General features: G+C 72.8%; 18 protein-coding genes. 10 read left to right on the forward strand and 8 right to left on the reverse strand.

Translation table 11 applies throughout. The features are described from left to right. The first annotated feature begins 18 nt into the window (after positions 1-18). The 3 genes from WMF27_RS41890 to ggt all read left to right on the forward strand — a co-directional run bounded on the left by WMF27_RS41890 (position 19) and on the right by ggt (position 4,130). On the forward strand, positions 19-1,047 hold the full coding sequence (locus tag WMF27_RS41890) for a WD40/YVTN/BNR-like repeat-containing protein (protein WP_437763299.1): 1,029 nt from the start codon (positions 19-21) through the stop codon (positions 1,045-1,047). Between the two features lie 430 nt (positions 1,048-1,477). Continuing rightward, entirely contained in the window at positions 1,478-2,077 is a 600-nt protein-coding gene (locus tag WMF27_RS41895) for a hypothetical protein (RefSeq protein ID WP_437763298.1), read from the forward strand. A 154-nt stretch (positions 2,078-2,231) separates the two neighbouring features. After that, positions 2,232-4,130, forward strand: coding sequence for a gamma-glutamyltransferase (gene ggt / locus WMF27_RS41900; RefSeq protein ID WP_437763297.1), 1,899 nt, complete (start codon positions 2,232-2,234; stop codon positions 4,128-4,130). A gap of 90 nt (positions 4,131-4,220) precedes the next feature. Here ggt and WMF27_RS41905 read toward each other — a convergent pair whose 3' ends face one another. After that, positions 4,221-4,964, reverse strand: coding sequence for a universal stress protein (locus WMF27_RS41905; RefSeq protein ID WP_437763296.1), 744 nt, complete (start codon positions 4,962-4,964; stop codon positions 4,221-4,223). A gap of 175 nt (positions 4,965-5,139) precedes the next feature. Between WMF27_RS41905 and purB the strand changes: the two genes are divergently transcribed. Then, a complete protein-coding gene (purB, locus tag WMF27_RS41910) occupies positions 5,140-6,438 on the forward strand; it encodes an adenylosuccinate lyase (protein WP_437763295.1) in 1,299 nt (432 codons plus the stop codon). A 47-nt stretch (positions 6,439-6,485) separates the two neighbouring features. Next, positions 6,486-8,282 carry a DUF885 domain-containing protein gene (locus tag WMF27_RS41915; RefSeq protein ID WP_437763294.1) on the forward strand — a complete coding sequence of 599 codons (1,797 nt, stop codon included), beginning with the start codon at positions 6,486-6,488 and terminating at the stop codon, positions 8,280-8,282. A 108-nt stretch (positions 8,283-8,390) separates the two neighbouring features. On the opposite strand, the gene WMF27_RS41920 is transcribed toward WMF27_RS41915, so the two are convergent. The 3 genes from WMF27_RS41920 to WMF27_RS41930 all read right to left on the reverse strand — a co-directional run bounded on the left by WMF27_RS41920 (position 8,391) and on the right by WMF27_RS41930 (position 11,603). Further along, on the reverse strand, positions 8,391-9,971 hold the full coding sequence (locus WMF27_RS41920; RefSeq protein ID WP_437528366.1) for a lactate racemase domain-containing protein: 1,581 nt from the start codon (positions 9,969-9,971) through the stop codon (positions 8,391-8,393). A gap of 72 nt (positions 9,972-10,043) precedes the next feature. Next, the gene (locus tag WMF27_RS41925; protein ID WP_012240903.1) at positions 10,044-10,706 is read right to left on the reverse strand and encodes an HAD family hydrolase; all 663 of its coding nucleotides are present in this window, start codon (positions 10,704-10,706) and stop codon (positions 10,044-10,046) included. 129 nt (positions 10,707-10,835) lie between these two features. Further along, positions 10,836-11,603, reverse strand: coding sequence for a phosphoadenylyl-sulfate reductase (locus WMF27_RS41930; RefSeq protein ID WP_437763292.1), 768 nt, complete (start codon positions 11,601-11,603; stop codon positions 10,836-10,838). A 78-nt stretch (positions 11,604-11,681) separates the two neighbouring features. Here WMF27_RS41930 and WMF27_RS41935 point away from each other — a divergent pair, with 78 nt between their 5' ends. Genes WMF27_RS41935 through WMF27_RS41945 form a run of 3 tightly spaced genes read left to right on the forward strand, consistent with a single transcriptional unit; the run spans position 11,682 to position 14,055 of the window. Continuing rightward, the gene (locus tag WMF27_RS41935) at positions 11,682-12,668 is read left to right on the forward strand and encodes an ArsA family ATPase (RefSeq protein WP_437763291.1); all 987 of its coding nucleotides are present in this window, start codon (positions 11,682-11,684) and stop codon (positions 12,666-12,668) included. A 9-nt stretch (positions 12,669-12,677) separates the two neighbouring features. Further along, positions 12,678-13,886, forward strand: coding sequence for a hypothetical protein (locus tag WMF27_RS41940; RefSeq protein WP_437763290.1), 1,209 nt, complete (start codon positions 12,678-12,680; stop codon positions 13,884-13,886). A gap of 7 nt (positions 13,887-13,893) precedes the next feature. Beyond that, positions 13,894-14,055, forward strand: a complete 162-nt coding sequence (locus WMF27_RS41945) for a hypothetical protein (protein ID WP_437763289.1) — start codon at positions 13,894-13,896, stop codon at positions 14,053-14,055. Here WMF27_RS41945 and WMF27_RS41950 read toward each other — a convergent pair whose 3' ends face one another. Then, entirely contained in the window at positions 14,056-15,081 is a 1,026-nt protein-coding gene (locus WMF27_RS41950; RefSeq protein WP_437769944.1) for an NADP-dependent oxidoreductase, read from the reverse strand. It abuts the gene before it with no gap. A 325-nt stretch (positions 15,082-15,406) separates the two neighbouring features. Next, positions 15,407-16,207: an MlaE family ABC transporter permease gene (locus tag WMF27_RS41955; protein WP_437763288.1), complete on the reverse strand. Its 801-nt coding sequence runs from the start codon at positions 16,205-16,207 to the stop codon at positions 15,407-15,409. A 425-nt stretch (positions 16,208-16,632) separates the two neighbouring features. Here WMF27_RS41955 and WMF27_RS41960 point away from each other — a divergent pair, with 425 nt between their 5' ends. Continuing rightward, positions 16,633-17,964 (forward strand): AAA family ATPase, encoded by a 1,332-nt coding sequence (locus WMF27_RS41960; RefSeq protein WP_437763287.1) that lies wholly within the window; start codon positions 16,633-16,635, stop codon positions 17,962-17,964. Beyond that, positions 17,951-18,649 (forward strand): retron system putative HNH endonuclease, encoded by a 699-nt coding sequence (locus tag WMF27_RS41965; RefSeq protein ID WP_437763286.1) that lies wholly within the window; start codon positions 17,951-17,953, stop codon positions 18,647-18,649. Before WMF27_RS41960 ends, WMF27_RS41965 begins: the two co-directional genes overlap by 14 nt. Before the next feature lie 104 nt (positions 18,650-18,753). Here WMF27_RS41965 and tsaE read toward each other — a convergent pair whose 3' ends face one another. Further along, positions 18,754-19,266, reverse strand: a complete 513-nt coding sequence (gene tsaE / locus WMF27_RS41970) for a tRNA (adenosine(37)-N6)-threonylcarbamoyltransferase complex ATPase subunit type 1 TsaE (RefSeq protein ID WP_437763285.1) — start codon at positions 19,264-19,266, stop codon at positions 18,754-18,756. Positions 19,267-19,269: 3 nt separating this feature from the next. Further along, complete coding sequence (locus tag WMF27_RS41975; RefSeq protein ID WP_437763284.1) at positions 19,270-20,406, reverse strand: hypothetical protein; 1,137 nt, start codon at positions 20,404-20,406, stop codon at positions 19,270-19,272. Positions 20,407-20,514 lie beyond the last annotated feature (108 nt).

Genomic DNA, 20,514 nt, shown 5'->3' on the forward strand with positions numbered 1-20,514 from the left:
CGCACCTGCTCTCACTCCATGGCTCTGGCGGCGCTCGGCGCGGCCGCCCTCGCCGGATGCCCCGGCGATCCTTCGAGGCCGCCCGAGCAGGAGCCGCCGGCGTGGCGCGTGCTGCTCGACGAGGGCGATCTCGACCGCGCGGTCCTCTCGATCTGGGGGACGGCGCCCGACGACGTGTTCGCCGTCGGGGGGCCGCTCGGCAACACGGGCCGGGAGGCGCTCGCGCTGCACTACGACGGGGCGAGGTGGCGCGAGCTCCCGGCGGGCGGGGAGACGACCTTCTGGTGGGTGGCCGGCTCCGGTCCGCAGGACGTCTGGATGGTCGGCGAGCGCGGTCGCGCCGCGCGGTGGGACGGCGCGGCGTTCACCGAGCACGCGACGGGGACGGAGGCGACGCTGTGGGGCGTGATCGCGTTCTCACCCGACGATGCCTGGGCGGTCGGCGGCATGCCCGGCAGCGGCGCGGACGCGGAGAAGGACATCGTCCTCCGCTGGGACGGCAGCACATGGTCGCGAGAGCCGCTGCCGGCGGCGACCGGCCGGGCGCTCTACAAGGTGTGGGGCGAATCTTCCGAGGATCTCTACGCCGTGGGCGAGTTCGGCGTGATCTGGCACCGCTCGGGCTCGACCTGGGAAGTGCAGTCCGATCCGCCGATCGCGCAGGGCACCCTGTTCACGGCCGCCGGCTGCAGCCGTGAAGAGGTATACGCGGTCGGCGGGAGAGACGTGCTCCGCTCGGACGGCGCGTCGTGGCACAGGCTCGAGATAGCGCTCACGAACGACGTGAACGGCGTCGCCTGCGGCCGCCCGGGGGAGGTCGCGATCGTCGGGTATGGAGGGCTCAAGCAGCGCCTCGTCGACGGGGCCTGGATCGACGAGTTCACCGAGGAGCCCTACGCCGATCTCCACGCCGTCTGGGCCGACGGGCAAGGGGCCTTCTGGGCGGTCGGCGGGGACTTCCTTAGCCAGCCGACGCCCGGCAGAGCCCGCAAGGGCGTGGTGGCGCGCTACGGAACAGGGCAAATCGCCGACACTGTGAGCCGCTGATCACCACGTCGCAGGTATCCTCACCTGCTCGGACATGCCCTTCGTGTGGCGTGGTGCATCATGGGACCGTGAACTCGGAGATACGCTGTGGCCGAGCGGTCACGACCAGCGAGACTTTTGTCTTGGGAAATGCTTCAAAGGGTGGCGCTGGTCGTCCGATTGCAACACCTGCGGAGACCACACGCGGATCCCGCGCTCTGAACCCAGGAGAATTGGCATGCGACGGACCATTGCTCAGCTTTTTGTGAGTGCGTTTACTTTTGCGGTTCCTGTGCTGATCGCTTCCTCCGCATCAGCCCAGCCCAATCCATGTGGAAACCTCCAGCTCGCGGCGGCCGGCGAGTGTGAGATTCGAACGGAGGGCGGCTGTGAAGGCTATTGCGAGCCCGTCCGTTTCGAGGCGGAGTGCTCCGGGCGGTGCACTGGCGGCGTGCAGGCGTCGTGTACGGGCCAGTGCCAGGCGGCATGCGAAGGGGAGTGCACCGCCGACCCGGGGAGCCTGGACTGCAAGGGGAGCTGCAAGGCGAGCTGCACGGGGAATTGCGAGGCGAGGTGCGAGGCGAAAGCGGGCAGCGATGCCGGCGCGCGGGCGGACTGCGAGGCGTCGTGCTCGTCGAGCTGCGAGGGCGAGTGCAGCGTGAGCTGCGAGGCGACGCCGCCGAGCGCCTCGTGCGAGGCGAAGTGCGAGGCGAGCTGCGAGGGGGAGTGCAAGGTCGACGCGAACTTCGACTGCAACTTCAAATGCACGTCCGACCTCCGGGGTGGGTGCGAGGTGCAGTGCACCACGCCGGATGGCGCGCTGTTCTGCAACGGGCAGTATGTCGACATTGTCGGCAGCATGGAGGAGTGCAAGAACTGGCTGCTCTCGCAGGGCGTCGAGGTCGAATTCCACGCCGAGGCGGAGGCCGAGGCCAGCGTCTCCTGCGCCGCCGCGCCGGGGTCCTCCTCCGCGCCGTTCGCGGGCACGGGGCTCGCGGCGCTCGTCGCCGGCGTGGGCGTGGCCGCCGCGCGCCGCCGCAAGCGGTCCTGAGCGCGGCCCGGCGTTCCTGACGGCGCGCGCCGGAGGCGGCTCCGGCGCGCGCCGCAGCGCGTTCTCGCGTCCTGAACGAATCCCCCAGGCCGGGTCGCCCCGCGCGGCCCGGCCCGGCTCCCTCCGGCACCGTAGTAGATTCGCGCGCACCCTGATGACCCTGCTCCGTCGTTCGATGCCGCGCTGGGCGCTCGCCCTCGCGCTGCTCGCAGGCTGCGAGGCCCGCACGCCGCCCGCGCCGCACCCGGCGGCGCCCGCGGCGCTCGCGGCCGACGCCGCGCCGGCCGTCGCCAGCGCGAGCGCCGCGCCGCAGGCCGCGAGCGCCGCGGCGGCGCCCACGGCCGACGCCGCGGCGCCGGAGCCGACGCCGCCGGTGCCGCCGATCGCGCTCGCCTCGGGCGGCCCGCGGGCGGTGCGCGGCGACGCCGGGCTCGTGACCTCGGTCGAGGAGCACGCGACGCGCGCGGGCGCGGACGTGCTGCGGCGCGGCGGCAACGCGGTCGACGCCGCGGTCGCCGTGGCGTTCGCGCTGGCGGTGACCCACCCGAGCGCGGGCAACATCGGCGGCGGCGGCTTCATGCTGGTCCGCCTCGCGAACGGCGAGACGCAGGCGCTCGACTTCCGCGAGGCCGCGCCCGCGTCGGTGACCACCGCGTCGAACATGGCGATGGTGCGCGCCGGGGCGCACGGCTATGCGTCCGCCGGCGTCCCGGGCTCGGTCGCCGGCCTCGCCCTGGCCCACGAGCGGTTCGGCACCCGCCCGTTCGCCGAGCTCCTGGCCCCGGCGATCTCCCTCGCGCGCAAGGGGCACCGCCTCGGCGCGCGGCAGGCGCTGACGCTGCGCTGGGCGTGGCCGCGGCTGAAGGCCGATCGGGCCGCGAGCGCCATCTGGGGGCGGGGCAAGGCGCCGGTCGCCCAGGGCGAGCTGGTGCGGCAGCTCGATCTCGCCCGCACCCTCGAGACGCTCGCCGCGGAGGGGCCGCGCGCGTTCTACGAGGGCGCCATCGCCCGGCAGATCGCCGGCGCGATGCGCGAGCGCGGCGGCCACATCAGCGAGAGCGACCTGCGCGCCTACCAGGCGAAGTGGCGCGCGCCCCTCCGGTTCTCGTACCGCGGCTTCACCGTCGACACGATGCCGCCCCCCTCGATGGGCGGCGTCGCGCTCGCGGAGATGATGCTCACGCTCGAGCGGCTCAAGGCGCACGAGGCGCCCGTCGACTCGGGGCTGTCGCTGCACCTGTTCGTCGAGGCGGCGAAGCGGGCGTACGCCGATCGGCGCAAGGTGAGCGCCGACCCCGATTTCGTCGCGCCCGAGACGGCGCAGCTGCTCGCGCAGCTGCTCGACGGGGCCTACCTGATGCGCCGCAGGCCGCCCGTCGATCCGGAGCGGGCCACGCCGGCGGGCGACATCGCGGCGCCTCTGGGCGCCGTCGCGCAGGAGTCCCCGCAGACGACGCACTTCTCGGTGATCGACGCGCAGGGCAACGCGGTCTCGTGCACGACCACCCTGTCGGCGAGCTTCGGCGCGAGGATCGTGATCCCCGGCACGGGCATCCTGCTCGCCAACGCGATGGGCGCGTTCTCCGAGACGGGGATCAACGCGGTGGCGCCGGGCAAACGCATGGCGAGCTCGATGACGCCCACCCTCGTGAGCCGCGACGACAAGGTCGCGCTCGTCCTCGGATCTCCCGGGGGCGACACGATCCCGAACACCGTCGCGCAGGTCCTCCGCAACCTGATCGATCACGGGATGACCATCGACGAGGCGGTCCGCCACGCGCGCGTCCACCACCAGTGGATGCCGGATCGCGTGCGCGTCGAGCGGCTGACACCTCCGCCGCAGGCCGCCCTCGACGACCTCGCGCGGCGAGGGCACGTCCTCGCGATGGACCCGATGCCGATCGGCGACGCGAACAACCTCCTCGTCGACGCGGCCGGCGTCGCGTGGGGCTACGCGGACACGCGGGAAGGGGGCAAGGCCGAGGGCGTCAGCGCGCCGGACAGGCTCGACCCGGCGGCGAAGGCCGACGCGCGGCCATCGAGCGCGCGGTAGCCCGCGCGGCATCGAGCGCGCGGCGGCCCGCGCCCGAGCGGCACCGAGCGCGAAGATCGAGCGGGCGGTGGTCCGCCGCGCGCCTCCGCGTCAGCGCAGCCTGGGGTCGTAGTTGGCCGCGTCGGCGTCATCGTCCTCCTTGGGGCGCACGACGACGACCGGGCACGGCGCGTTCCGCGCGATCCGATCGGCCGTCGAGCCGCCGAAGAGCCGCTGCAGGGGCGACTGCGGGTGCGTGGCCACGACGATGAGATCGGCGCTCAGCTCCCGGGCGAGCGCGACGATGGCCCGGTCCGGCCGGCCCGTGCGGAAGTGCATCGCCATCAGCCGGGCCTGGCCGTCCGCGAACCGGTGCTGGAGCACGCGGAGCGACGGCGGCGACGACGCGCCCGGCGTCGTCACGTCGCGCACTGCCGGGGCGACCTGCCGCGGGCCGATGACCACCGCGTGGATCTCCGTCTCGCCGCGGAGCGCCGCCAGATCGAAGGCGAAGCGCCACGCCCGCCCGCCCGGCTCGGACAGGTCCATCGCGACCACCACGATGTACGGCTGCACCCGGCGAGCCCCGCGCACGCTCGCGCGGGCCTCGCTCGCGGGCGCCGGCTCGTTCACGACAGCCGGCGCGCTGGCAGCGGCGGCCGCGCCGCCGGCGCGCCCCGCTGGCTCGCGGCGCCCAGGCTCGGCCCGCGGGGGGAGCGGCGCCTGACTGACGGCGCTCGCCTCGCTCGCCCCCGCGGGCAGCGTCTCTGGCGGCGCGTCGCCCGCCGCGTGGGGCGTGCGGGCGGACGACCTGCCCTGATCGGCGCGCGCAGGCGCCGGCGCTTGGGTTGACATCGCGCCAACGTTTGCCGCGCGCCGCGCGTCCGCAAGCGCCCCGCCCGACGGCGCGGGGCGCGCGGCGCGGCGTGGCGCGCGCAGGCGAGCAGCGCGAGCCGGCCCCCGCGCGCCTGGACCTCCCTGGACCACTCCATCCTTGACGCACCCTCCAGACCTTCGCAGCGTCCCGCCCATGATCCCCCGCTACACTCCCGCTGAATTCGAAGAGCTCTGGTCGCCCGCCACCCGATTCTCGACCTGGCTCGAGGTGGAGCTCGCCGCTTGCGAGGCGATGGAGGCCGAAGGGCTCGTGCCCGCCGGCATCGCGAAGGGGATCCGCGCGAAGCAGCTGACGCTCGATCCCGCGCGGATCGAGGCGATCGAGCGCACGGTCAAGCACGACGTCATCGCCTTCCTGACGCACGTCGAGGAGCTCGCGGGCGAGGGCGCGCGGTGGCTGCACCGGGGGATGACCTCGAGCGACGTGCTCGACACGAGCCTCGCGCTGCTGCTCGTCCGCGCGACGGACCTGCTCTCGGCGCGGCTCGACAAGCTCTGCAGCGCGCTCGCGCGGCGCGCGGACGAGCACCGGCGCACCCCGATGATCGGCAGGAGCCACGGCATCGCCGCCGAGCCGATCACGTTCGGCCTGGCGCTCGCCGGCCACCTCGCGGAGATGAAGCGCGGCAGAGTGCGCCTGCTCGCGGCGCGCCAGGCGATCGCGGTCGGGAAGATCGCCGGCGCGGTCGGGACGTACGCGCACCTGTCGCCGCGCATCGAGGAGCGGGCGCTCGCCGCCCTGGGCCTGCGCCCCGAGACGGTCTCGACGCAGGTCGTCGCGCGCGACCGCCACGCCGAGCTCTTCACCGCGCTCTCGCTCATCGCGGCGGGCATCGAGCGGCTCGCGACCAACGTGCGGCACTGGCAGCGCACCGAGGTCCGCGAGGCGGAGGAGCGCTTCACCGTGGGCCAGAAGGGATCGAGCGCGATGCCCCACAAGCGCAACCCCATCCTCAGCGAGAACCTGTGCGGCCTCGCGCGCGTCGTGCGCGCGGCCGTGATCCCGGCGCTCGAGAACGTGCCGCTGTGGCACGAGCGCGACATCTCGCACTCGTCGGTCGAGCGGATGATCGCGCCCGACGCGACCTCGACGCTCGGGTTCATGCTCGACCGCGCCGCCGGGCTCGTCGAGGGGCTCGTCGTCTACCCCGAGAGGCTGCGCCAGAACCTCGACAGCACGGGCGAGCTCTTCTTCAGCGAAGCGGTGCTCCTGGCGCTCGTCCAGAAGGGCAGGCCGCGGCAGGCGGCCTACGAGCTGGTGCAGCGCTGCGCGATGCGCGCGATCGCGGGCGAGGGTCGCTTCCGCGACAACCTCGCCGCCGACGTCGACGTCGCGGCGCTGCTCGCCCCGGACGAAATCGCGCGCTGCTTCGACCTCGACCACGCGCTCTCGCACGTGGACACGATCATCGATCGCGCGCTCCGCGACTGACCTGCGGCGTTGACCTGCGCGGGCCGGTTTGACAGGCTCGCCCCGTCATGGCCGCACCCGCACCTGTCCGCTCGCGCTGGCGCCGGCTCGCGGCGCTCGCGGCGCTCGCGCCGCTCGCCGCCTGCGGCGGGAGCGCCTCGGCGCCGACTCCTTCTCTCGGCGCGGCGCCCCCTCGGGCCGCGGCGCCCCCTCAGGTCGTGGCGAGCGCCGAGCCCGCGCGGCCGGCGGAGGCGCCGCGCGAGCCGTTCACCGCGCTGCGCGATCGGATCCTGCGCGAATGGGTCGCGGACGAGCCCGCCTTCGCGCGCTCGCGCGGGCTGCACGAGCAGGACGGCAAGGTCGCCGATTACGGTGCCGCGGCGATGGAGCGGCGGCTCGCGCGCCTCGAGCGCGACCGCGCTGCGCTCGCCGCCGTCGACGCCGCGGCGCTCTCCCCGGACGAGGCGCTCGACCGCGCGCTGCTCCTCCAGCAGATCGACCTCAAGATCTTCAGCGGGAGGGACCTCGAGGAGTGGCGCCGGCGGCCGCAGTTCTACGGCGATCTGTTCGGCGTGAACCACTACCTCGATCGCGCGTACGCGCCGCTGCCCGAGCGCGCGCGGCGCCTCCTCGAGCACGAGAAGGCGGCGCTGGCCCAGGCGCCGCGCGTCCTCGAGAACCTCGTGAGCCCGATGCCGAAGCCGGTGCTCGAGGTCGCCGTGAAGATCTTCCGCGGCTACGCGGAGTACCTGCGCGGCGACGTCGTCAAGCTGCTCAAGGGCGTGGGCGACCCCGCGTTCCAGGCCGATTTCGAGAAGACGAACGCCGCGCTCGCCGGCGCGGCGGAGGCGCTCGCCGAGCACCTCGCGAAGGTCGAGCTGCCGAAGGGCGACGCGAGCCATGTGCTCGGGGAGGCGCGGTACCGGAAGCTCCTCCTCGCGCAGGAGGGGCTCTCGATGCCGCTCGCCGAGTTCAAGAAGATGGGCGAGGACGACCTCGCGGCGAACAAGGCGGCGTACCAGGAGCTCGCCAGGAAGGTGAGGACCTCCCGGCCGAAGGCGGAGCAGCTCCTCGCCGAGGCGACGCGGATGATGGAGTCGGCGCGCAGGTTCATCGTCGACAGGGAGATCGTGAGCCTGCCGTCCGACGAGCGGGCGATCGTGAAGGAGACGCCGCCCTACATGCGCTGGAACGCCGCCTTCCTCGACGCGCCGGGGCCGTTCGAGCGCAAGGGGCTCGAGGCGTTCTACTACATCACGAAGCCGGACCCCTCGTGGCCCCGGAAGGAGCAGGAGGAGTACGTGATGCCGCGGGGCACGCTGCTCTCGACGACCGTGCACGAGGTCTACCCGGGGCACTTCGTCCAGGGCCTGTGGGAGAGCCGGGCGCCGACGGAGGCGCAGAAGATGTTCGGGAGCTACTCGTTCGTGGAGGGCTGGGCCCACTACGTCGAGCAGATGATGATCGAGCAGGGGTTCGGCAAGGAGGACCTGCAGAATCGCCTCGGCCAGCTCGCGGACGCGCTGCTGCGCAACTGCCGGGTGGTCGTCTCGCTCGGGGTGCACGCGGAGGGCATGAGCCTCGACGAGGCCGAGCGCCGCTTCGTCGACGACTGCTTCCAGGACCGCGCGACGGCGCGGGAGCAGGCGGTGCGCGCGACGTTCGACCCCGGCTACTTCGCCTACACGCTCGGCAAGCTCCAGATCCTGAAGCTCCGCGAGGAGGCGAAGGCGGCCCTCGGCCCGGCGTTCTCGCTGCGCCGCTTCCACGACGCGCTCCTCTCGCACGGCTCGCCGCCGCTGCCGCTCGTCCGCGAGCGCGTGCTCGCCGAGCTCAGGGCGCCGATGAGGAAGCAGCCCTTATAAAGGCCTTGTTCTAGGGAGCCCAGCGCGTCGGCCGCGTCTTGAGCGTGCGCACGTCCATCGCGTCGCACCACGCCTCGAAGCGGTCGCGCGGCACGCCCCGCGGGCGCGCTAGGCCGTCACGTCGGCCATGAAGATCGGCGGGGTGTGCAGGGCCAGGATCTCCGGCGCGGGCGGGGCCGACTGCTTCGCCATCCGCAGCGCCTCGTCCATCGTGCGCGCCGTCTCCCAGCCGAGCAGCTGCGGGATGTACTCGTTGTCGGCGCCGACCACGATCATCCGGCCGATGTGCTGCCGCCCCGCCTCGCCCCAGTACCACATGAAGAACGGGTGGGTCGGGTGGTACGCGTGCCCGAAGCGGTACATCTCGATGTACGCGGGGTTCTCGGAGAACTTCTTCTCGTACCGCTTGTGCAGCTCCATCGCGTCCCGCGTCTCCGGCAGGAGCCGGTGCACGAACTCGATGTACGGGGCGTGGTGCTCGTTGTCGAACAGGTCGGTGCAGGGGTGGAGGATGATCATCGTCCCCCCCTTCTTGAGCATCGGCGCGCCGCGGTAGAGGTTGAACAGGTAGCCGTTCGCCATCACCTGCACGAGCAGCGGGTTCAGGAACGAGTTCACGTTGTACGGGCTGATGTACGGGATGCCCGTGATCAGGATGTCGGCCTGGCCCGTCACCGGGACGAGGTACTGGTCGAAGCTGCGCTTCAGCGTGTGCTCGTGGACGGCCTCGGTCTCGCCGGCGAACACCCCGGTCACCCCGAACGGCGAGGGGACGCGCTGGAAGATCGCCTGGCGCGCGGGCTGCGGCACCTTGGACAGCGTGAAGCGGAGGGCGCGCAGCGCGCTCTTCTCGCCCGCGCTCAGGTCGTCCTCGTTCTTCGCGAGGAACTCGAGCGGGCGATCGAACATGCGGTTGTTGATCGTCGTCTCGATCGTGAAGACGTTGAGCTTCTTGTTGGCCAGCCGGCCCATGCGCTCGACGCTCGTGTGCAGCGCGGAGCTCTTCGGATCCATGTACGAGTAGCAGTCGCGCATCACCCGCGGGTTGTGGTGCGCGCGCAGGCTCCGGTACCCGCACAGCCCGACGGCGACCGACTTGTGCCCGCCGTCCATCGGCACGAGGTTGAGGTTCACGTAGATCACGAGGTCGCTGTCGACCGCGCGCTTGTTGAGCTCGACCTCCTCGCCGACGTCGGTCGTGCCGACGTACTTCATGTTGGCGGCGTTCTCGGCGTCGTGGTTGTAGAGCCGCTTCGGCCAGTAGGCGTTGAAGATCCGGTCGCCGACGATGTGGCGGACCTCCCAGTCCTTCATCCGCCGGTGGACGCTCGTGGCGATGATGATCTCCACGTCGTCGACGCCGTAGTCGGCGAGCAGGTCGAGCACGATCGTGAGCACCCGCTCGCGGATGTCGGGGCGCTTCATCTGCGGCAGCGGCAGCGAGATGTCGTCCACCGCGATCGTGACCTTCATCCCCGGGCGGAGCTTCGCGTAGAGCGGCTCCGAGTTGTACGGGTGGTTGATCGCGTAGCGGATCGCGGCGTCGACGTCCTTCAGCGGCTCGATGGGCGGCTTCGCGTAGAGCACCCGGGTGCCGGTGGGCAGGTCGACCTCGACCAGCTGGTCGCCTGAGAAGAGCACCCGGGGGGCGCTGCGGCTGTCTAGCGTGACGACGCAAGGATGGCTCATGGGACCTTCAGAGCAGGGGGTGCGACGTGTTGGGCTGGTGGTGGCCTCCCGCCGCCGGCGGGGAGGCAGGGGTCATGCGGCGAGGTGGAGGATCGGCCAGTGGTACGCCTGCGCCAGCATCTTGAGCTTGCGGTCCGGGTTCACCGCCGCCGGGTAGCCGACGACCGAGAGCATCGGGACGTCCGAGTAGCTGTCCGAGTACGCGAAGCACTCGTCGAGGTCGTGCCCGTGGGCGTGGGCGTGCTCGCGGATGAGCCGCGCCTTCTCGGGCCCGGCCACCACCGGGCGCAGGAGCTTGCCCGTCGCGAACCGATCCTTCACCTCGAGGCGGTTCGCGATGATGCCCGTCGCGCCGAGGTGATCGGCGAGCAGCTGCATCAGGAAATCCAGCGCGCCGGAGACGAGGACGACGTCGTGCCCCTTGTCGAGGCTGCACTTCACGAGGTCCCGCGCCTTCGCGTAGATCGCCGGCTTGAGCACCTTCGCGAACGCCTCCTCCGCGAGCGCCACGAGGCGATCCTCGGAGACGCCCTCGAACGAGCTGAAGAGCAGCTCGTTGAAGAGGCGCCGATCCTGCAGCTCCGCCATCGCCATCCACGGCGCCTTCACGATCGCGCGGCCGAGCTTCGCCAGGCTGTGCATCGGCGTCGGCTGGTTCAGCATGTAGAACACCGTCGGGTGCACGAGGTTCGTCGTGACCAGGGTGCCGTCTACGTCGAAGTAGCTCGCCGGCATGCGGGGCAAATCTCCCTGCATGCCGTTTGAGTCAAGATCGAGCTGCCGCGAACCGGTGTTCGCAGGCGATCGTCACGCCGCGTCGAGGTGCCACGCCGCGTCGGCGTGCTCGCGCAGGTCGTCGGGCGGTCACGCGGCGAACAGGCGCTCGTACCGGTCGTCGAGATCGACGCCGCCGTCGGTGTCTCCCCGGTCCACGGGGTTGATCCCGCAGTACTCGACGCTCGCCAGGTGGCGCCAGCGCCCGGCGCGGTCGGGCTCGTCGGGCAGGACCGGGGTCGTGCAGGGGAAGCAGCCGATGGTGCGGAAGCCCATCGCGTGCAGCGGGTTCTCGAGCGCGTCCTCGTGCGCGGCGAAGTACGCGTCGAGCTCCTCGCCGGTCAGCGACGCGAAGGGGTGGACGCGGAGCGTGTTGTTCGCGGGGTCGAGGCCGAACGGCGCGACCTTGGCGCGGGCGCCGCCCTCGCCCCGCCGCAGCGCCGCGACGAGCGCGTCGTAGCGGCCCCGGATGGCGCTGAGCGGGGCCGATTTGCGGAGGTCGCAGCAGCGCTCCTGGCCCTCCTTCGAGAGGTAGAGCAGCCCTTCGTCGCGCGTCTGCTGCATGAAGCTGCGCTCGGGCGAGAGCGTGACGACGCGCAGGTTCGGGTGGGTCCGCGCGAGCTCGTCGCGCGTGGCGAGCGTCTCGGCGTGGAGCACGCCGGTGTCGACGAAGACCACGTCGAAGGAGAGCCCGGCGCGGTCGGCCATGTGGCACAGCGCGGTCCCGGCGCGCTGCATGCTGCTCATGATGGCCGCGCGCGGGCCGAAGGACTCGCGGACGAAGCGAAGCAGCTCGACGGGTGACGCGCCCTGGAAGCGTCGGTTCAGCGGTTCAAGGTGTCGCTCGGTGATGCGCATGAGCGATGCATAGCAGAGCCCGTTTCCTTGATCCGGGTTGCCTTCGCCTGAGCTTGCGCGTAACTCCGCTGGCGAGGAATGATCAGCGTCCATCAAGCCTCAGAAGCGGGCGGGCTCGACCATGACCTGCCGGAGCTCGAGCGCCGGCGCTTCCTGTTCGTGACCGGCAAGGGAGGCGTCGGGAAGACGACGATCTCCGGGGCCCTCGCCCTCGCCTTCGCCGCCCGCGGCAAGCGCGTCCTCGTCGCGATGTGCCACACGAAGGAGCGGCTCTCCGCCATCCTCGGCTCGAAGCCGATCGGCCCGGAGGTCATCCAGGTCGCCGAGCGCGTGTCGGCGGTGAACATCTCGCCGGACAGGGCCCTCCGGGAGTACGGCGAGATGGTCCTGAAGATGCGCGCCGCGGCCGATCTCGTCTTCGACAACAAGTACACGCGCACCTTCTTCCGCGCGGTGCCCGGGCTGTTCGAGTGGGCGATGCTCGGCAAGGCGTGGTTCCACACGACGGAGCTGCTCCCGGACGGCTCGAACCGCTTCGACGTGGTCCTGCTCGACGCGCCCGCGACGGGGCACGGGGTGGACATGCTGCGGGTGCCGAAGGTGATCCTCGACGTGGCGCCGCCGGGCATCCTGCGCCGGGACGCCGAGGCGGCGTGGGCGATGTTCAGGGATCCCGCACGGAGCGGGGTCGTCGTCGTGACGCTCCCGGAGGAGATGCCGGCGACCGAGACCGTCGAGCTCGTGGCGGAGGTCCGGGTCGACCTTGGCCTGCCCGTCCACCGGGTGATCATCAACGGCGTGCTGCCGGCGCTGTTCTCGCCCGAGGAGCATCGGGCCCTCCTGGTCGACCCGACGCGCCTCGACATCCAGGCGCCGGCGCGCGCCGCGGACACCGTCGAGAGCGCCTTCGTGGCCGGCGCGCGGCGGGCGATGCGCGAGTCGGTGCAGCGCGAGAGCCTGGCCCGGCTGCGCCGCGATATCGACCTGCCCACCGTGATGCTGCCGTTCCTCTTCGACGAGGCCTCGACGGTCGCCGGCACGCGGATGCTGGCCGAGCGGCTCTGAGCGGGGCGGATGCCGGCGGCCCTGCTGCGAGCGAGCCCGCTGCTCCGCGACGGACGCGCGCTGCTCGACGCCGATCGCCTCGTCCACGCGGGGGTCGCCGATCGGCGCGCGAGCTTCGAGCTCTCCTTCACCGCGATGCCGGCCCACACGGGCTTCCTCGTGGTCGCCGGCTTCGAGGCGGCGCTCGAGGCGCTCGCGGTGGACGGCGCGCGCTTCGACGCGGCGGCGGTCTCCGCGGCGCGCGCGGCGTGCGGCCTGAGCGACGCGCTCGAGGAGCGGCTCGCCGGCGCGCCGCTCTCGGTCGACATCGACGCGATGCCCGACGGGACGATCGCCTTCCCGGGGACGCCCGTCGCCTCGGTGGAGGGGCCGTTCGTCGAGGCGCTGCTCGTGGGCGCGCTGCTCGCGCCGGCGCTCCGCCGCGGCACGGCCGCGGCGACGCGGGCCGCGCGGCTCCACATCGCGGCCGGCGGCGGCGACATCGTCGACGGGTCGTCGGCGAGCGTGCCGTTCGCCGACGAGGCGCTCGCGCTCGCCCGCGCGGCGCACGTGGGCGGCGCCGCGGCGACGACGAGCGCGCTCGCGGCCACGGCGCTCGGCGTCCCGTTCCGCGGTGAGGCGGGGATCGACCTCGGCGAGCTGGCGCCGCTGCCGTCCCCGCTCGAGGGCAGCTGGCCCTGGTACGCCGATCGGATGGTCGATCTCGGGGGCGACGACGAGGAGGCGCTGCTGCTCGAGGCGAGGCGCGTGGGCGCGCGCGCGGGCGGCTGGGTCGCGTCGGGGCTCGGGGAGGCCGTCGAGGGGCTGCCGGCGGCGCGCTGCGAGCTCGTGGCGCTCGAGGAGGCGGGCGCGTGGGCGCTCCGGCAGGGCACGAGCGATCGCGGCGACGTGATCGCGGGGCGGAAGATGGTGGCGCGCTACTTCGACGAGGCGGGGCGCGCGGCCTTCGACGTGATCCACCTCGCGCACGAGCGGATGCTGGCGCCGCGCGCGCTCGGGGTCGCGAGGCTCGCCCCGCTCGCGCGCGCGGCGATGCGCGGCGGGCGCGCGCTCGAGTCGCCCGAGCCGGCGAGCGCCGGGCGCGAGCGCTCCCTGGCGGCGCGCCAGCTGCTGCCGGACGCGGTGGCGCTCCTGCGCGCGCCGGCGAGGTACCCGGTGCAGTTCTCGCCGGCGCTGATCGCGCTGCGGGAGCCGGATCCGCCGGGGGTGCTGCGGTAGCTGCCTGGTGAGCTCGAGATCTCGCCGAGCTGACCGGCCCCCGGGGAGGGAGCTCGCCGGGGCCCGCGGCCTGGCCCTCTGCTTCATCGACCACGCCGCCGAGCTCCCGTACTTCAGGGATGAGGTCCTGCACCGCCTCGTCGACATGGGCGTGCGCCGGCCTGGCTGACTAGTCGGAGACCTTGATCAGCAGCTTTCCGATCTTGTTCGGCTGGAAGAGCATCGCGAGCGCATCCGGGGCGTTCTCGAGGCCCTCCACCACGCGCTCGCGCCAGGCGATCCTGCCCTCCTTGATCCAGCCGTGGATCTTCTCGAAGGCCTCGGGGAAGCGCGCTTGATGATCGGTGATGACGAAGCCTTGCACCCGGAGCCGCTGCATCAGGATGAGCGGGAAGCGCACGGGGCCCGGGCGGGGCTGCTTGTCGTTGTACGTCGAGATGAGGCCGCAGAGCGTGACCCTTCCGAAGAGGTTCATCTTGTCGAGCACGGCGTCCAGGATGTCGCCGCCTGCGTTCTCGAAATCGATGTCGACGCCGTCCGGACAGGCGCGGTCGAGCGCCGCCGCGACGTCCTCGGTGCGGTAATTGATGCAGGCGTCGAAGCCGAGCTCCTCGGTCACATAGCGGCACCCGGCGTCGCTGCCGGCGATGCCCACCACGCGACAGCCCGCGATCTTCCCCATCTGGCCGACCAGGGAGCCCACGGAGCCGGCGGCGGCGGACACGACGATGGTCTCGCCCGGCCTCGGCTGCGCGATATCGAAGAGGCCGACGTACGCGGTGAAGCCGCCGGTCACGTGAAGTGGGCAGAGGAAGGCGCCGAGCGGGACGTCCAGCGCGGGCAAGCGCGTGAGGGCGAGGTCGCCGGGAGCCGCGACGTTGTAGTCCTGCCAGCCGAGGAGGCCGGAGACGAGGTCTCCTGCGCCATAGTCGGGGTGACGGGAGCGCTCGACGACGCCGACGCCGAGCGCGCGCATCACCTCGCCCTGGTTCACCGGCGGCATGTACTGCTTCATGTCGCTCATCCAGATCCGGTTCGTCGGATCGACGGACAGGTAGCGCGTGCGGACGAGGACTTCGCCGTCGCCAGGTTCCCGGACCGGCGCCTCGTGGAGCTCGAAATGGCTGCGGTCCGGCGGGCCCTCGGGGCGCGCCTTCAGGATGTAGCGGCGGTTGGAGAGGGACGAGGTGCTCATCATGCGAAGCTAGTCGCCCGGGGGCTCCACCGGAAGGTGCAACCCGGCTCGACGGAAGAGGTGCCAGCCGAGGACGTGTGGGTGCCGGTGGCGAGTTGAGCTCGCATGCCAGCGGTTCAGTCGACGTGATCCAGAGCGGATGCCGGGCGCGTCGTGCCCCTCGAGCAGCGGCGAGGACGGGCGGCAGGGCCCCGGCGAGGGCGCCTCGAGCGCCGGCACGCTCGCCGACAGTCATGGTCTGCGCGCCGAGCGGGAACCACGCGAGCCAGGGCTCGAGCGGCCGCGAGGGCGCGAGCGGCCGCGTCGAACCGCGCGCCGTCGCGGCTCACATGTCGAGCAGGAGCTGCGTCAGGATGTAGTTCGTGACGAGCACGGTGACGCAGCTCTCGACGACCGCGCGCGTGGTCGCGACGCCGACGCCGCGCGCGCCGCCCGAGGCGTAGAAGCCGTGGCGGCACGAGACCGACGAGACGATGAAGCCGAAGACGCACGCCTTGATGAGCCCCATGGAGATGTCCTTGGGGAGGGCGAAGTCGCGGATGCTCTGGAAGAACGCGCCCTCGTCGCCGCCGAGCCAGAGCACGGCGACGAGGTACGAGCCGCACATGCCGACGCTCGTGTACAGGATGCAGAGCAGCGGCAGCATCACCGTCGCGGCGAAGAGCCGGGGCGAGAGCAGGTATTGCACGGGGCTCACGCCCATCGTCGCGATGGCGTCGATCTGCTCGGTGACGCGCATGTTGCCGAGCTCCGCGGCCATCGCGCTGCCGGCGCGGGCGGTGACCATGATCGCGGAGAAGACCGGCGCGAGCTCGCGGGCCAGCGAGACCGCGACGAGGCCGCCGACGCGGCCCTCGGCGCTGAACGCGCGCAGCGCGTAGGACGTCTGCAGCGTGACGACCATGCCGCTGAAGACGCCGGTCAGGCCGACGATGAAGACCGACTGCGCGCCCATGAAGTCCATCGCCGCGAGGAACTGGGCGGGGCGGAACGGCGGGCGCACGAGCCAGACGATCGTCTGGAAGGTGAGCGTGACGATGTTGCCGATGTTGTCGAGGAACGCGAGGACCGGCTCCAGCGCCCTGTTGAGCAGCTGGCCGCGGCTGGTCTCAGCGCCTTCCTTCACGGTGCGCTCTTGTACCACGCAACGCCGCCGCGCACGGGGCCGGGCTCGCGACGACCCCGCGCGCCCGCTCGCCCGCGCCGCGACGCGCGCTTCGCGCCGGCGTACGGCCGGGGAAGGCCGCCCGGCGGGCGGGCGCCCGGCCTGAGGGGCCCTCGCGGTGGCAGGTGGGGGTGCCGCCGGAGAGGTGCCCGCTGCGCCGACTCCGGGAGGCCACACGGGGTAGGGCTGCGCCGCGGTGGTGCCTTCGCATCATGCGGCGGCGCCTGGCTGCGCCATGGTGGAGGCATGGCACCGGCAAGAGGCGCGGGAGGACGCGATCCTCTCGGCGCTCAACCTGCCCAAGACGGCGGTCGGCGGACCCGGCGATCCTGACGAAAAACGGCTAGCTCCCCAGGTTTCCAGCGCGTATCACCCACCGAGCCTCGATGCGAATCGACGAGATCCGGCTGATCAACTTCCGCGCCTTCGAGCGGTTCGCGCTGCATCTGGAGCCGCGGCTCACGGTGCTCGTCGGCCGCAACGGCACGGGCAAGACGACCGTGCTCGAAGGGCTGGCAGTGGCACTGGGCGCGTGGTTGAGCTTCTTCAAGGCGAGCCGGGACGACCGTGCGATCCCGAAGTCGGCGGCGCGCCAGGTGACCACGATGCACGGCGGCGTCCCGAGCATGGCGACGTGCTACCCGGTGCGTGTCGAAGCGAGTGGTGAAACCCCGCAGGGCCAGTTGGAGTGGGCGCGGGAGCTTCGCGGCGCAGATAGCCGCACGACGACGAGCGTCACCCAATTCGGTCGGGAATTCCCGCTGGAGGCGACCCGATTCCTGCCTCCTGGCATCGCGGAGGGGATGGCGGATGCCGGGCCCACCGAGCTCCCTGTGCTCGCCTACTACGGAACAGGTCGGCTGTGGCACCACAAACGGGACAGGAACCCTGAGAAAGCGAGCTTGAAGTCCAGGCTTCAGGGCTACCGGGCCGCGCTCGAGGCCGCATCCGACCAGAAGGGGTTCGAGGCCTGGATGGCCTGGCGCGAGGAGGATCGCGTCCAGCGCCTCGCGCGCGCCGCGGAGGAAGGGCGCCCGCTCACCGAGGTGCGGAGCCCCGAGCTGGAGGGGGTGAGCGCGGCGGCCTGCGCCTGCCTCGAGGGCGCTCGTCGGATCTATTACAGCGTCAACCACCAGGAGCTGCGCGTCGACTTCGTCGATGGCTCCTCCCTCCCGTTCGGCGCCCTCTCCGACGGCCAGCGGAACCTCATCGCGGTGGCGGCAGACATCGCGTGGCGTGCGACGCAGCTCAACCCATCCTTCGGGGCCGAGGCGCCGGCGCGGGCGACGGGCGTCGTGCTCATCGACGAGGTGGATCTCCACCTCCACCCCGCGTGGCAATGGCGCGTGCTGGACGATCTCCTTCGCGCGTTTCCGGGCCTCCAGTTCGTCGTGACGACGCACTCGCCTCAGGTGATGTCCGCTGCCCCGCGCGGCTCGGTGCGTCTTCTCGATCCGGATCACCAGGCGCACCGGGTCGAGAGGATCGCGGGCAAGGACTCCAACACCATCCTGGAGGACATCCTCGGCGCTCCTTCACGCTTGAAGGAGACACGGGAGAAGCTCGACCTGCTGGCGCGGTTGATCGACGACGGCCAGCTCGTGGAGGCGAAGGCGCTGCTGGCGGAGCTGTCGGGCTTCCTCGGCGAGGACGACGCTCAGATCGTCGCCGCGCGATGGGAGCTCTCCATGGCGGAGACCGGCGATGCGTCGGATTGAGAAGGACCGCGAGCCCGCGTGCCTGGCGGACCTCCGGGGCACGCCGGGCGCGGCCTGGAGCTCGGTGCACGGGACGCAGCGGCAGCAGATGCGGGAGCACGCGTTCAAGGAGCAGCACGGGCTTTGCGCGTACTGCATGTCCCGGCTGCCGGGACCGCCCAGCGCCGAGGGCATGAAGATCGAGCATTTCGAGACGCGCGCGCTGTCGCCGGAGCTGGTCTTCGACTGGGACAACCTCCTCGGGGTCTGCCTGGGCGACGTGGGCATCAGCGATGGCGGCGGAGATCACCGCGACCGCTATCACTGCGACACTTACCGCGGACATCTCCCGAGGGAGGAGCAGCGGCTCGAGCTGAACCCGGCGGCGTTTCCGCCCGACGTCAGCTCGATGTTTTCGTATACAAACCAGGGGGAGATGCGCGCCGCGCACGGCCTGGAGCCCACGATGCGCGCCAGCGCTGAGGCGCAGATCGAGCGTTTGAACCTCAACATCGCCCGCCATCAACGGAACCGGAGGACCGCGATCGACGTCCTCCGGTCCGAATTTCAGAGGAAAGCGCCGAGGGCCGCGCGCGTGAAGGCGCTGCTGGAGCTTTCGACGACTCCAGATGCAGCCGGCCTCTTGCCGCCCTACTGCCAGGCAGCCGCCTACTACCTGGAAAAGAAGCTCCGGCAGCTCGGCTGAAGCGGCGGATGAGGATCGCCGTTGCGCCGAGGCGCATCGGGCCGATGCGGCAGCACCTCCACCGAACCGCTTGCCTATGGCCACACGGCCACGATGAGCCGAGCTTACGAGAGCAGCTCGTCCTCCAGCGCCGCGAGCACCTCGCCGCTCCGCGCGCCGGTCGCCCTGATCTCGGCGGCGCGGCCGGGCGCGGCCGGGTCCTCGGGGGCGGCGAGGTGGATCAGGAGCGCGTCGCCCCCGAGCGCCTCCACGAACGGCTCGCCCCACTCCACCACGACGAGCGCGCCCTCCGCGCGGCGCTCGCGCAGCCCGAGCTGGGCGAGCTCCGCGGCCGCGCCGTCGCGCGCGCCCTCCGCGGAAGACGCGCCCCCGAGGCGGTAGGCGTCGGCGTGCGCGATGGGGACCCGGCCCTCGTGCTCGTGGACCAGCGTGAACGTCGGGCTGGTGATCGGGAGCGCCGGCGGGACGCCGAGCGCCCGGCAGAGGGCACGGGCGAAGAACGTCTTCCCGGCGCCGAGATCGCCGGCGAGGACGACCAGATCGCCGCCCGCGAGGCGCGCGGCGAGCGCCCGCGCCAGGCGGATGGTGCTGCGGCGGCTCGGCAGCTCGATGCGCATGCGTCAGAACCGGGCCCCGGCGCCGAGCGTCGCGCCGACCAGCAACAGGGAGCCGCCCCCCGTGGGAACCCACCGGAGGTTGCCGAGCTGGGCCTCGAGCTGCACCGAGGGGCTCAGCGCGAGCGCGACGTCGAGCGACGCCCCGAGCACCGGGTGGACCTCGAGATCGCCGTGGTACGTCGTGAGATCGGGGCCCACGGCGCCGGGGGCGGACCTGAAGAACGCGCCCGCGCGGAGCGACGGGCCGAGGTGGAGCGGGAACGCGCGCCAGGCCCCGTCGTGCGGCGTCAGGCTGGGCGTCAGCAGCAGGCGCGCGCCGCCCTCGATCCAGCCGGCGAAGGGGCCGGCCAGGTTGCCCCCGCCGCCGGCGAACAGCTCGATCCCGCGGTCGCCGGGCGCATAGGCCACGCGCGCTTCCCCGACCAGCGAGGCCGCGCTGCCGCTCGCGCCCGGGAGGCGCGCCGCCGCGACGGCCAGCCCGAGCGACGCGGACACGGCGACCCGGCGCCCGCCCGAGTACGCGGGCCACACGCGCTCCGGCCCGAGGGGATACGCCATCAGCACCTCCTTCGCGAGCGGCGCTGGCGGCGGCGCGGGCACCGGGGGCAGCACGATCGCCCCTCCCGCGGACGGCGGGGGCGCGCTCGCCGGAGCAGAGCGCGCGGCGCGCTCCCAGGGGAGCTCGCCGGCGCCGACGCCCTCCGGGCGGAGCAGGACCGCCAGCATCTCCTCCGTCTGCCGGGCCTCCTCACCCCGGTCGACCTCCCTGGCGACCGACTCGACCCGGCCCGTCGAGGCGAGGTACGCGGTGAGCTCGACCCGGGTGGTCGTGACCGCAGGATCGACGGTGCCGGTCAGGACCCAGTCCGCGCCCGTCCGCGCGCCCACTGCGCGGAACTCGTCCGCGCTGTCGGCGACGCCGTCGGCGACGTCCTTGAGCGCGGCCGCGACCGCGCCGTCCGGCGCCGTGGTGTGGCCGAGGGCGGCGAGCCCGCGCGCGACCTCGGCCTGGGCGGCGCTCCGGGCGGCCTCGTCGGTGCCCCCTCGCGCCGGTAGGAGCGCCACCCGATCGGCGAGCGCGGCAGGGGCGATCGCCAGGAGCGCGGCGGCGGCGGCACAGGAGAGGGCTCGGCGGATCATGCGGCGCCATGCTACGCCCGCCGGCAGGCCGGAGCAGCCCCGGGGCGACGCGCCGGCACGGTCTCCACGCGCGGCCTCGCGCGTCGTGCCCTGCGCTGACCGGGCGCC

This window comes from Sorangium sp. So ce281, from assembly GCF_051527395.1.
Classification (GTDB): domain Bacteria; phylum Myxococcota_A; class Polyangia; order Polyangiales; family Polyangiaceae; genus Sorangium; species Sorangium cellulosum_B.

Excerpts from the sequence above, each read along its gene's own strand:
- WMF27_RS41890 (WP_437763299.1), top strand. The coding sequence starts at position 19 with ATGGCTCTGGCGGCGCTCGGCGCGGCCGCCCTCGCCGGATGCCCCGGC.
- ggt (WP_437763297.1), top strand. The coding sequence starts at position 2,232 with ATGACCCTGCTCCGTCGTTCGATGCCGCGCTGGGCGCTCGCCCTCGCG.
- WMF27_RS41905 (WP_437763296.1), bottom strand. The coding sequence starts at position 4,964 with ATGTCAACCCAAGCGCCGGCGCCTGCGCGCGCCGATCAGGGCAGGTCG.
- purB (WP_437763295.1), top strand. The coding sequence starts at position 5,140 with ATGATCCCCCGCTACACTCCCGCTGAATTCGAAGAGCTCTGGTCGCCC.
- WMF27_RS41915 (WP_437763294.1), top strand. The coding sequence starts at position 6,486 with ATGGCCGCACCCGCACCTGTCCGCTCGCGCTGGCGCCGGCTCGCGGCG.
- WMF27_RS41920 (WP_437528366.1), bottom strand. The coding sequence starts at position 9,971 with ATGAGCCATCCTTGCGTCGTCACGCTAGACAGCCGCAGCGCCCCCCGG.
- WMF27_RS41925 (WP_012240903.1), bottom strand. The coding sequence starts at position 10,706 with ATGCCGGCGAGCTACTTCGACGTAGACGGCACCCTGGTCACGACGAAC.
- WMF27_RS41930 (WP_437763292.1), bottom strand. The coding sequence starts at position 11,603 with ATGCGCATCACCGAGCGACACCTTGAACCGCTGAACCGACGCTTCCAG.
- WMF27_RS41935 (WP_437763291.1), top strand. The coding sequence starts at position 11,682 with ATGATCAGCGTCCATCAAGCCTCAGAAGCGGGCGGGCTCGACCATGAC.
- WMF27_RS41940 (WP_437763290.1), top strand. The coding sequence starts at position 12,678 with ATGCCGGCGGCCCTGCTGCGAGCGAGCCCGCTGCTCCGCGACGGACGC.
- WMF27_RS41950 (WP_437769944.1), bottom strand. The coding sequence starts at position 15,081 with ATGAGCACCTCGTCCCTCTCCAACCGCCGCTACATCCTGAAGGCGCGC.
- WMF27_RS41960 (WP_437763287.1), top strand. The coding sequence starts at position 16,633 with ATGCGAATCGACGAGATCCGGCTGATCAACTTCCGCGCCTTCGAGCGG.
- WMF27_RS41965 (WP_437763286.1), top strand. The coding sequence starts at position 17,951 with ATGCGTCGGATTGAGAAGGACCGCGAGCCCGCGTGCCTGGCGGACCTC.
- tsaE (WP_437763285.1), bottom strand. The coding sequence starts at position 19,266 with ATGCGCATCGAGCTGCCGAGCCGCCGCAGCACCATCCGCCTGGCGCGG.
- WMF27_RS41975 (WP_437763284.1), bottom strand. The coding sequence starts at position 20,406 with ATGATCCGCCGAGCCCTCTCCTGTGCCGCCGCCGCCGCGCTCCTGGCG.